Annotated in this window: 14 protein-coding genes; 12 read left to right on the plus strand and 2 right to left on the minus strand. The window is 66.0% G+C overall.

The annotated features are described in order from the left end of the window. The first annotated feature begins 127 nt into the window (after window positions 1–127). From AC2S9W_RS07760 to nadA, 7 genes are all read left to right on the plus strand, one after another. On the plus strand, window positions 128–466 hold the full coding sequence (locus tag AC2S9W_RS07760) for a DUF1476 domain-containing protein (RefSeq protein ID WP_067111309.1): 339 nt from the start codon (window positions 128–130) through the stop codon (window positions 464–466). 14 nt (window positions 467–480) lie between these two features. After that, on the plus strand, window positions 481–714 hold the full coding sequence (locus AC2S9W_RS07765) for a BolA/IbaG family iron-sulfur metabolism protein (protein ID WP_067111308.1): 234 nt from the start codon (window positions 481–483) through the stop codon (window positions 712–714). Window positions 715–763: 49 nt separating this feature from the next. Continuing rightward, entirely contained in the window at window positions 764–1,096 is a 333-nt protein-coding gene (gene grxD, locus AC2S9W_RS07770) for a Grx4 family monothiol glutaredoxin (RefSeq protein ID WP_067111307.1), read from the plus strand. 102 nt (window positions 1,097–1,198) lie between these two features. Next, the gene (locus AC2S9W_RS07775; RefSeq protein WP_486571835.1) at window positions 1,199–2,377 is read left to right on the plus strand and encodes a GGDEF domain-containing protein; all 1,179 of its coding nucleotides are present in this window, start codon (window positions 1,199–1,201) and stop codon (window positions 2,375–2,377) included. A gap of 353 nt (window positions 2,378–2,730) precedes the next feature. Beyond that, entirely contained in the window at window positions 2,731–3,660 is a 930-nt protein-coding gene (locus AC2S9W_RS07780) for an MBL fold metallo-hydrolase (RefSeq protein WP_244857943.1), read from the plus strand. Continuing rightward, window positions 3,657–4,259, plus strand: a complete 603-nt coding sequence (locus tag AC2S9W_RS07785; protein WP_104959359.1) for a DUF4230 domain-containing protein — start codon at window positions 3,657–3,659, stop codon at window positions 4,257–4,259. The genes AC2S9W_RS07780 and AC2S9W_RS07785 overlap by 4 nt, the downstream gene beginning before the upstream one ends. A gap of 225 nt (window positions 4,260–4,484) precedes the next feature. Beyond that, complete coding sequence (nadA, locus tag AC2S9W_RS07790; RefSeq protein WP_104959360.1) at window positions 4,485–5,474, plus strand: quinolinate synthase NadA; 990 nt, start codon at window positions 4,485–4,487, stop codon at window positions 5,472–5,474. Between the two features lie 10 nt (window positions 5,475–5,484). Here the strand turns inward: nadA and AC2S9W_RS07795 are convergent, their stop codons facing one another. Together AC2S9W_RS07795 and AC2S9W_RS07800 are read right to left on the minus strand one after the other, a co-directional pair. After that, window positions 5,485–5,769, minus strand: a complete 285-nt coding sequence (locus tag AC2S9W_RS07795; RefSeq protein WP_104959361.1) for a helix-turn-helix domain-containing protein — start codon at window positions 5,767–5,769, stop codon at window positions 5,485–5,487. Further along, window positions 5,726–5,968, minus strand: a complete 243-nt coding sequence (locus AC2S9W_RS07800) for a BrnT family toxin (protein ID WP_234002702.1) — start codon at window positions 5,966–5,968, stop codon at window positions 5,726–5,728. The genes AC2S9W_RS07795 and AC2S9W_RS07800 overlap by 44 nt, the downstream gene beginning before the upstream one ends. A gap of 660 nt (window positions 5,969–6,628) precedes the next feature. Here AC2S9W_RS07800 and AC2S9W_RS07805 point away from each other — a divergent pair. From AC2S9W_RS07805 to AC2S9W_RS07825, 5 genes are all read left to right on the plus strand, one after another. Next, complete coding sequence (locus tag AC2S9W_RS07805) at window positions 6,629–6,925, plus strand: hypothetical protein (protein WP_104959362.1); 297 nt, start codon at window positions 6,629–6,631, stop codon at window positions 6,923–6,925. Further along, window positions 6,922–7,116 (plus strand): hypothetical protein, encoded by a 195-nt coding sequence (locus tag AC2S9W_RS07810; protein WP_076074310.1) that lies wholly within the window; start codon window positions 6,922–6,924, stop codon window positions 7,114–7,116. The genes AC2S9W_RS07805 and AC2S9W_RS07810 overlap by 4 nt, the downstream gene beginning before the upstream one ends. 1,074 nt (window positions 7,117–8,190) lie before the next feature. Further along, window positions 8,191–8,454 carry a GlsB/YeaQ/YmgE family stress response membrane protein gene (locus tag AC2S9W_RS07815; RefSeq protein WP_067110264.1) on the plus strand — a complete coding sequence of 88 codons (264 nt, stop codon included), beginning with the start codon at window positions 8,191–8,193 and terminating at the stop codon, window positions 8,452–8,454. 324 nt (window positions 8,455–8,778) lie between these two features. Then, window positions 8,779–9,051 (plus strand): GlsB/YeaQ/YmgE family stress response membrane protein, encoded by a 273-nt coding sequence (locus tag AC2S9W_RS07820; RefSeq protein WP_174521660.1) that lies wholly within the window; start codon window positions 8,779–8,781, stop codon window positions 9,049–9,051. 308 nt (window positions 9,052–9,359) lie between these two features. Further along, entirely contained in the window at window positions 9,360–10,538 is a 1,179-nt protein-coding gene (locus AC2S9W_RS07825; RefSeq protein WP_486571836.1) for an efflux RND transporter periplasmic adaptor subunit, read from the plus strand.

Here is a 10,538-nt window from a genome sequence, read left to right on the forward strand (position 1 = left end):
GAAGTGATCTGCCGCACAGTCCGGCGGGGCGGGATAACCGTTCGTTGCCGCACAGGCGGCTTGCGCCCGGCACGGGGGCGACCTATCTGGGGCCGACAGGCTCTCAGGCTCTTTTCGTGAGGACAAGATGACGCAATTCGATGATCGCAAGCGTGCCTTTGAAGCGAAGTTCGCGCGCGACCAGGAAGTCCAGTTCCGCATCACCGCCCGCCGCAACCGGCTGGTCGGCGAATGGGCGGCCGAACGCATGGGGCTGACCCCCGAAGAGACCGACGCCTATGCGAAGGCGGTCGTGCAGGCCGATTTCGAGGAAGCGGGCGACGAGGACGTGATCCGCAAGCTCGCGGGCGATCTCACCGCCGCGGCGGTCGAGATCAGCGATGCGGAGATCCGTGCCGTGCTCAACGACAAGACGGCCGAGGCGCGCCGCCAGTTCATGGACAGTCTGGACGGCAGCCAGGGCTGAGGAGGGGCAGCGCGATGGCGATGCACGAGGCGGATTTGCGGGCGGCGATCACGACGGCCTTTCCGGGTGCCGAGGTGACGATCACCGACCTTGCCGGCGACGGCGATCATTTCGCGGCGCATGTCGTGTGCGAATCCTTTCGCGGCATGACGCGCGTCGCGCAGCACAAGGCCGTCTATGCCGCGCTCGGCGGCCGCATGGGCGGCGAACTTCATGCCTTGCAATTGACCACCGCCATCCCTTCATAAGGGGTATCCCGCGTATTTTTCGGCGCACCCGCGCCATCGGAGGCATATCATGAGCGACCCCACCGTCCACGACCGCATCGCGAAGCTGGTCGCCGATCATCCCGTGCTGCTGTTCATGAAGGGGACGCCGCTGTTTCCGCAGTGCGGCTTTTCCTCGCGGGCGGTCGCGATGCTCGACCGGCTCGGCGTCGCCTACGACTCGGTCGACGTGCTGCAGGACATGGAAATTCGCCAGGGCATCAAGGAATTCTCCGACTGGCCGACGATTCCGCAGCTTTATGTGAAGGGCGAATTCGTCGGCGGCAGCGACATCATGATGGAGATGTGGGAGGCCGGCGAACTGCATCAGCTGATGGACGACATCCCGGCGCGTGCGGAATAGGCGGCATCCGGGTCGGTGCGGCTTTCCCGGCTGGAAGGATCCGGCTAACGCATAGGTGACTCCATGCAGGCAGCGGAAGGTCGCTCCGTCGCCATTGACGAGATGGATCGCGAAATGGAGCGCGGGCTGCGGCGCCTGCGTTTTTCCGATCCCGTCGAAGCGGTCTTCCTGCGCGAATATCTGAAAAGCCGCGCCCGCATGGTGCCGCTGTGGGCCTTCCTCGGCACTCTGCTCTATCTGGTGGCGATCCTCGGCGACCTCAGCATGATGCCCGACGTCGCGCCGACGGTCATCGCCCTGCGCCTCGGCCTGTTCCTGCCCTACGCCGTCGCGGTGGTCTGGATCATGCGGAGGTGGCCTTCGCCCGCGACCTACGACCGGCTGGCGCTGGGGGTCGGCCTGCTCGGCCTGTCGCTGCCGATGGCGATGCTGGTCTTTTCGCGGAGCGACCATCTCTTCGTCTATCAGACGGGCAGCGTCGGCACGCTCGCCTTCTTCGTCATCGTGCTCCGCCCGCGCTTTCCGACCGTCCTCGCGGGGCTGGCGGCGATGGTCGCGATCCAGATCGCAACGACGGGCCTCAACGGCAGCTTCGACGCCGTGACCTATTCGGGTATCGTGTCCTTCCACATCACGCTCGGCATCTTCCTCGCGCTGTCGGCCTATTTCGCCGAGCGGGTCGACCGCCAGAATTTCCTCAACCGCCTGCGCGGGGAAGCGTTGCAGGCGCAGTTGACCGCCCTGTCGGAACGCGACCCGATGACCGGGCTTTACAACCGCCATTCGCTGCGCCGGTCGCGCCACGCGATCTGGGCGCCGGGGACGGCGCGTACCATCTCGCTGCTGATGCTCGATATCGACAGCTTCAAGCTCTACAACGACGTCCACGGCCACGTCGACGGCGATGCCTGCATCCAGCGGGTGAGCGACATCGTGCGCAAGCAGGTGGACGAACAGGGCACGGTGTTCCGCTATGGCGGAGAGGAGATACTGATCCTTCTGCCCGATACCGGCCAGGCGCCCGCCCTGTCGGTGGCCGAGGCCATTCGCCAGGCGATCGAGGGTGCGGCGATCCGTCACGATGGCTTGCCTGGCGGCGGGGTCGTCACGGTCAGCCTGGGCGTCGCGACGGGCCGCACCGACGCGGACGATCTGGAGGAGCTGCTGCGGCGCGCCGACACTGCACTCTATGCGGCGAAGGGGGCGGGGCGGAACCGGGTGCGCCTCGCCGATCCGGAAGCGCTGCTGCCCGCATCGGCGATCGGGCGGCCGTCGCCCTGAACGGTTCCGAAAAGCAACCGGGGGGCGGGGCCGTTCGGCCGCTCCGCCCCCCTTTTGCCTTTGGGGGTAAGTGGGGATGTCCCGGTGGGGGCAGGGGGTAGCGGGGACCAGACCGATACCCCCTGCCGCTCCATTGAGCGGAACACTCGGGAACGGAATATGCCATACAAGCGTCGTGCCAGATCGGCGAGTGCGCGGATTTGCAGGGGTTACGCTGGTTAGCGAAACCTTGCCGGCGTGCCGACCTGTCAAATTTTCCGACAGGCCTCGCGGCCGTGGGCGCCGCCGGGCGAGGGTGTCGCGCCCCCCTTTCTGTCGCCCCGGCCCTTTTCCTTTCGGTCCGGCGATGCCACATGGGCGCCGTGACCGACGAAAAGCCCTGGCCCGACACGATCCACGCCGGCGAGTGCGAGCAGCACGAGCCGCTGGTCCGGCGCGTGCTCGCGCCCAATCCCTCGCCCTATACCTTCACCGGCACCCAGACCTGGCTGGTCGGGGCGGGCCGCGACGTCGCGGTGATCGACCCCGGCCCGACCGGATCGGGAATGAGCATCGGCGATCCGCCCGACGCCAACGGCGCCGGTCATGTCGACGCGATCCTGCGCGCGGTGGAGGGGCGGCGCGTCGCCGCGATCCTGTGCACCCACACGCACCGCGACCACAGCCCGGCGGCGCGTCCGCTGAAGGAGGCGACCGGCGCGCCGATCGTCGGCTGCGCCCCGCTCGCGCTGTCCGACGACGGGCCGCGCGCCGATTCGGCCTTCGACCCCGATTATGCCCCCGACCGCGTCCTTGCCGACGGCGAGCGCGTGGCCGGCGACGGCTGGACGCTCGAAGCGGTGGCGACGCCGGGGCATACCTCCAACCATCTCTGCTTCGCGCTCGTCGAAAGCGGGGCGCTGTTCACCGGCGATCATGTCATGGCCTGGTCGACCAGCGTCGTCAGCCCGCCCGATGGCGACATGGCGGCCTATATGGCGAGCCTGCAGAAGCTCTACGAGCGCGATGACCGCGTCTATTATCCCGCGCACGGCCCCGCGGTTGCGAAGCCGAAGCAGCTTGTTCGCGGCATGCTCGGCCACCGCCGCCAGCGCGAGCGGCAGATATTGCGGGAACTCGAACAGGGCGTGCGCGTGGTGCCCGACATGGTGAGCCATATGTACAAGGGTCTCGACCCGCGCCTGACCGGCGCCGCCGGCCGTTCGGTGCTCGCGCACCTGCTCGACCTCGAGGCGCGCGGCCGCGTGCTGCGCGACGGCGACGTCTGGAGCCTCGCGGCATGAGCCGGGGCGCCTTCCGCATCCTGATCGTCGTCCTGCTGGCGGCCGCGATCTTCCTCGGCTGGCGCGCGTGGGACGGCTGGCAGAAGAGCTATGATCCCGAAACGGTCGTCGCGGCGAGCCTGCAAGGGCTTCAGGAACAGAATGTGCTGGTGCCCTTCACCGCGCGCTATGTAGCGGTGGTGACCTCGACACAAAGCCGCCTCGGGCTCAGCGCGAAGAAGACGCTGATCATGCCCGGCACGGTACGCTACGAGCTCGACCTCGGTAAACTCAAGCCGTCGGACCTCGACTGGGACGCGGCGGCCGGTACGCTCACCGTCGCGCTGCCACCGCTGCGCCTCGCGGGGCCGGAGATCGACATCGACGCAATCAGCGAGTTTCGCGACGGCGCGATCCTGCTGACGCTCACCGATGCCGAGGCGGTGCTCGACGCCGCCAACCGCAAGGCGGCACAGGAAGAATTGATCAAGCAGGCGAAGGGATCGACCCCGATGCGCCTCGCCGAAGGCGCGGCGCGCGCCGCGATCGAGCAGAGCTTCGCGATGCCGCTCAAGGCCGCGGGGATCGACGCGAAAGTGACGGCGCGCTTCGCCAATTGATCTCCCCTCCCGCTTGCGGGAGGGGCAGCGAGACTTGCGAGCTGGCTCGTTAGTCGCAGCGGGGTGGGTTAACCGCATCGCCGCCGGCACACCCCCGACCCCTCCCGCAAGCGGGAGGGGAGATATTGTGTCGACCGATCGCATGAATTGCCCTGTCGCGGGGCAGCGTGTAGGGGAACGCGGCCCCCGATGGCGAGGGGGCCAGGACCAGATAAGGATAAAGCCATGACTGCTCCCATCCGCGAAAATCTTTCGGGTCTCGACCTGCGTGCCGAGATCGACCGGCTGCGCAAGGAACGCAATGCCGTGATCCTCGCGCATTATTACCAGAAGCCCGAGATTCAGGATCTTGCTGATTTTGTGGGTGATTCGCTGGAATTGTCGCGCAAGGCCGCCGAGACCGACGCCGACGTCATCGCCTTTTGCGGCGTCAAGTTCATGGCGGAGACGGCGAAGATATTGTCGCCCGAAAAGATCGTCGTGCTGCCCGACATGGATGCGGGATGCAGTCTCGAGGACAGCTGTCCGCCCGAGCAGTTCGCGCGTTTCCGCGCCGCGCACCCCGACCATATCGCGCTGACCTACATCAACTGCTCGGCGGCGGTGAAGGCGCTCAGCGACATCATCGTCACTTCGTCGAGCGCCGAGACGATCATCGGCCAGCTTCCGCCCGAGCAGAAGATCATCTTCGGACCCGACCGGCACCTCGGCGGCTATATGAACCGCAAGTTCGGGCGCGACATGCTGCTGTGGCCGGGCGTGTGCATCGTCCACGAGGCGTTCAGCGAGACCGAACTGCTCAAGCTGAAGGCGCAGCACCCCGACGCGCCGGTCGCGGCGCACCCCGAATGCCCGCCCTATATCGTCGACCATGCCGATTATGTCGGATCGACGAGCGGCATCCTGCAATTCGCCAAGACCTTCCCCGGCGACACGCTGATCGTCGCGACCGAACCGCACATCATCCACCAGATGGAAAAGGCGCTGCCCGAAAAGAATTTCATCGGCGCGCCGGGCGCCGACGGCAATTGCAACTGCAACATCTGTCCGTACATGGCGCTCAACACGATGGAGAAGCTCTACCTCGCGCTGCGCGACCTTCAGCCGCGGATCGAGCTGGACGAGGAATTGCGCCTGGGCGCGAAGAAGAGCCTCGACCGCATGCTCGAAATGGCGTCGGGCACCATCGGCAAGGGGGATTTGGGGCGGGCGTAAGCCGTGAGGGCTACCCCGCCACCGCCCGCTTCGTCATCTCCGGTTCCGCCGCAATCACCTTGAGGTAGGCGCGTACCGCCGGGGGCGGCATGTGGCGGCCGATCTCATATTGGCGGATATTGGCGACCGGAATGCCATAGGCTTGCGCGAACTCGTCCTGGCTCATGCCCAGGCGATTGCGGAGCATGCGGATGCGGCGGCCCATCAATCCGCGTTCGAGCCCCGCAACGCTGACGTCGCGGTCTTCCGGGTCATTTCGATCCGCCGGGATCGCTATGATAGTCTCTTTGTTCACGTGCATTGCTCCGTCTGACCGAAATCAGCCTGACCACACCGCCGCGCCATACATGGACTGCGGTATGGAGTTTGCCGTCGACAAGACCGATTGCCTTGTACCGTTCTTCCTCATCCCGATTCGTATCGTGGGGACGATGACATGCGCCGGATCGTCGAAAATGCGCTTGCCGAACAGGAGCGGCAGTCGATGCTTGAATCGCTTTATGCTGTCCTTGTCGACGTCATAATCGAAATCCATGCGATACTATATGTGTTTTACACAGTGAAAGCAAGCGAGTCGCGTCGATCGAGTCGGGCTACGACATGAAACCCAAGGCGATCCGAATCCGAAAATGCTGCGCTCTTGTTACAAAAATGCTGCGCAGCAAAGCCAAGTTGCTAATGCCGGACTTATCCACAGGCGCGGGCGCTCGAAAGGGCGATTCCGCGCTTTTTCTGTTGGCGGCGGCGGCGCTTCGTGACAGCTTCCAATCATCGGACGACAGAGACGTCGGACCGCCGGGACGGAAAGACTGGTTGCAAGACCAGTCGGACGGAAACGGAAGGGTCGGACGACGAAACGACCGATAGCCCGATCACGGAACGCGGATATTCCCACGAGTTGAAGCGAACCCGATCAGGCGATTGGAAGGCAGACCATCGCTCGGGAAAGGCGACTGCTTCGGCAGATGCCGGACGAGATGACGAAGGGCCTTCCGGTGAGGCCGGCCCCCGCAAGGGGGCCGACCGAACCGTCGCCGGATTGTTCCGGCGCGCGTCACGGCGCCTCGTTTGGCGGTTTGCTGATCGCAAGACAGCGGACCGGGATGGGGCAGGCGGCAGCGCAGGACAAAACCGGATAGTGGGGGCTGGCAGCGATGCCGGCCCCCATTTCGTTTCGTCGCCGGCGTTGCGGCGGCATTTTCCATTCCTGTTCCGCGGGCGATCAGGCCTACCGCGACAAAGCGGAGTTGGAGGCGATGGAAACGCGCGATCCTGAGGCGATCGCGGCGCAGAGGCTTCTCGAAAGAGGTGTGGAACAGCATCGGCTCGACCAGATCCGGGCCGAGGAGGCAAAGGCGATGGAACGCGCTGTCGAGCATGCGTTATCGGCCACCAAGCCCGGGCCCGAGCGAATCTTCGAAGGACTGTTGAGCGCGGGAGGCGCTGCATGAGCGATCGGCCGGCCAATGGCGTGCGTACGCTGAGTTACCGCGCGGCGCTGCGCGAGGCGCTGATCGAGGAGATGCAGCGCGACGAGCGCGTTTTCATGATAGGGCAAGATTTGTCGTCACCCGCGAGCGGCGAAGCCGCGCGGCAATCCGGAGCGTGGGCGGGCCGCGCTGGATTGCTGCGCGCGGTTTAGGGTCAGGGCCCATTAATTTGCCGTTCGAGGTTTGAAGCGATTTTGCTCAGGGCGAGGAAGCAAGACGCGGGAATATGTCGATATTTCAAGACTTGCCGACGAAGCCATGGGCAAAATCGGTCAAATCCCGCAGGGACGCCGAAATGGCTTCGATCTCAGGCTCGTGCGGCCTTGCGGGTAGCGATGCTACCCGCTGCGTCCGCCCAAGCCCGATATCTTCGCCATTTCGACGCCTCGAACGGCAAATTAATGGGCCCTGACCCTAAGACCCGTGGGGATTCGGATTTCGGCACGGTTTCTCTTTTCCGTCACCCGAACTTGTCTGGCAATGATCCCTCGACAAGGAACTGTTCCCCGGCGAAAGCCGGGGTCCAGATGGCACAGCGCTGCCCCGCATGGACCCCGGCTTTCGCCGGGGAACAGTTCCTGACTTGCCTGAAGGACATATGTGCCAACCTGTTTCAGAGCCTGCCCCGGAGCCGATCCGGGGGGCCATGGTCCGCCCTCGTCCGAAAGGCGGCGGAAAAGGGAAGGTCCGGCCATGGATGCTGAAACGCGTTCAGCATGACGAACCGATGAGGCAGCGTGACCCATCGTCCCGTTCGTGTCGAGAGCAGTCGAGACACCTGTCAGCGCGGCGCAAGGCCGATGGGTGTCTCGACTGCGCTCGGCACGAACGGATATGGGGGGCGTCGCGGGTTTATGGCACGCCGCTCTATCCTGAGCGTCTGCAAGACAGTCGAAGGCTCGCGATGACCGGGGGCGGGGGGCGGACGCGGCCTGCACCGTGATGCCGCGTCGAACGGGCGATCCGCCCAACTGCGGCGTCGCGGTGTGATGGCTGTCACAACGCCGTCGCCATTCCTCCCCTATGCCTGCTCCTGCGACCCAGATCAGTTCCCCGATCCGGAATTGATCTCCCTTTCCCGGCCGGGCCTTTCGCGGTCCGGCCGGGAACCTTTTTCGCCCTTCTCGCATTATGTCCGCATCGTCGGGACGATGCCCGGATCGCCGGGCATCGGCATCATCTGCCGCCGTCGGCGGCTTCCCGAACCGACAGAGAAAGGGACGGACATGGGTATCATCATCACGTTGATCGTCGGCGGCATCATCGGCTGGCTGGCCAGCATCGTCATGCGGACCGATGCGCAACAGGGCATCCTCCTCAACATCGTCGTCGGCGTCGTCGGCGCATTCCTCGGCAACATCCTCGGCGGGATGTTCGGCATGGGCGCCTCGCTCGACGCGTTCAGCCCGATCGGCCTGCTGTGGTCGTTCATCGGCGCGGTCGTGCTGCTCGGCCTGATCAACCTCGTCCGCCGCGGCAGCGTTCGCTGATCCGAAACGGGGCTTTGTCCGGCGGCTGCCATTTCGCTAGAGCGGCGAGCATGAAATCTGCATCATCCACACGCGTTCGTGCTGAGCTTGTCGAAGCACCGTCCTTCTTCTTACGGCGCTGAAAGCAAGAACGACCCTTCGACAAGCTCAGGGCAAACGGTGCAGATTTGAAGCACGGCGCTCTAGGACATTGTTTTTCCGTGTTTTCCGAGGCGTCGGGCGAGTCCGCCCGACTGGAAAGCACTTCTAGGCGGCCGCGGATATTTACGTTACCACCATGTGCCTGCTGCGTCGGGCAGACCAATGATCGTAGGGGGTCAAATCATGATTGATTTCATCATTGCACTTGTCATGGGCGGCATCATCGGCTGGCTGGCCAGCATCGTGATGCGGACCGATGCCCAACAGGGCATCTTCCTGAATATCGTTGTCGGTTGTATCGGTTCGATCCTCGGTCGGCTGCTGCTGGGCGGCCTGATCGGCGGCGGGCATCTGCGCGGCGACGCGTTCGACTGGCGGACGCTGCTGACCGCGTTCGTCGGTGCGGTGATCCTGCTTGCGATCGTCAACCTCGTCCGGCGCGGCCGCGTGCGCTGAAATCCCGTGGCGGCCGGGCGCGACGCCCGGCCGACGCAAGGGCGGCCACCCGCAGGGGTGCGCCGCCCTTTCCGTTGTCCGAAGCCGCTGGAATCGGCCGTCCATCCCGTCTATGAGCGGGCGGCGGACGGAGCGATGGCGGCCGGCGTTTGCCTCTTGCCACTAGTGATGTAATACGGTAATACACCTACGAGGATTTGGGTCCTGTCATGCGGGCGGGGGCGTATCGCTGTCGGCGGTCGTCGCGTCGGCTGCCATGGGCAGCGGATGGGGATTTCGGCGTGAACTACGAGCGGAAAGTGGAAGCGATGGACAGCCTGGCGGGATCGACCCCGAGCTTTTATGACGAGGGCGAGAGCCGCCGCAAGCGCACGCGGCTGATCGTCGCGCTGGTGCTGATCGGGTTCGCGCTGGCCGCGACCTGGTATGCCTTCACGCACCGGGGCACCGGCGCCGCGACCGCCGAAGGGGCGGACGGCGCCGCCGCGCAGAGCGTCCCCAACGTCACCGTGGTGATCCCCGGGCGGGTGTCGGTGCAGGCGGCGATCGCCGCGAACGGCACGATTGCCGCGCGCCGCGAAATGCCCGTCGGGGTCGCGGGCGAGGGCGGCCAGGTGATCCGCGTCCTCGTCGAGCCCGGCCAGTGGGTCGGCGCCGGCCAGACGCTCGCGGTCATCGACCGTTCGGTGCAGACGCAGCAGGCGGCCAGCCTCTCCGCCTCGATCCGCGTCGCGCAGGCCGACGCGAGCCTCGCGCAGGCCGAACTCGAGCGTGCCGAGGCGCTGGTGTCGCGCGGCTTCATCTCGAAGGCCGACCTCGACCGCAAGCGCGCGACCCGCGACGCCGCCAACGCGCGCGTCCGCGTCGCGCAGGCGCAATATCAGGAAGCCGTCGCGCGCAACGGCCGCCTCAACATCGTCGCGCCCGCCGCGGGGCTGGTGCTGACGCGCGAGGTCGAACCCGGCCAGGTGGTCGGCGCGGGCAGCGGCGTGCTGTTCCGCATGGCGAAGGGCGGCGAGATGGAAATGCTCGCCCAGCTCGCCGAGGCCGACCTCCAGCGCGTCCGCGTCGGCACGCGCGCGACGATCACCCCGGTCGGCACCGACCTGCAGATCGCGGGGCAGGTGTGGCAGGTGTCGCCGATCGTCGACATGAACACGCGGCAGGGCACCGCGCGCATCGCCATCCCCTACAGCAGCGCGCTGCGCCCCGGCGGCTTTGCCGACGCGCGGCTGGTGTCGGGCACGGCGGAGGCCCCGCTGCTCCCCGAAAGCGCGGTGCAGAGCAGCGCCGACGGCAATTTCGTGCTGATCGTCGGCAAGGACGACAAGATCGAGCGGCGCGCCGTGAAGGTCGGGACCGTGACCGACGGCGGCGTATCGATCGCCTCCGGCCTGTCGGGCACCGAAAAGGTGGTCGTGCTTGCCGGCGCCTTCCTCAACCCCGGCGAAAAGGTGAAGCCGGTGATCCAGAAATCGGCGCAATAA

This window comes from Sphingopyxis sp. 550B, assembly GCF_057401805.1.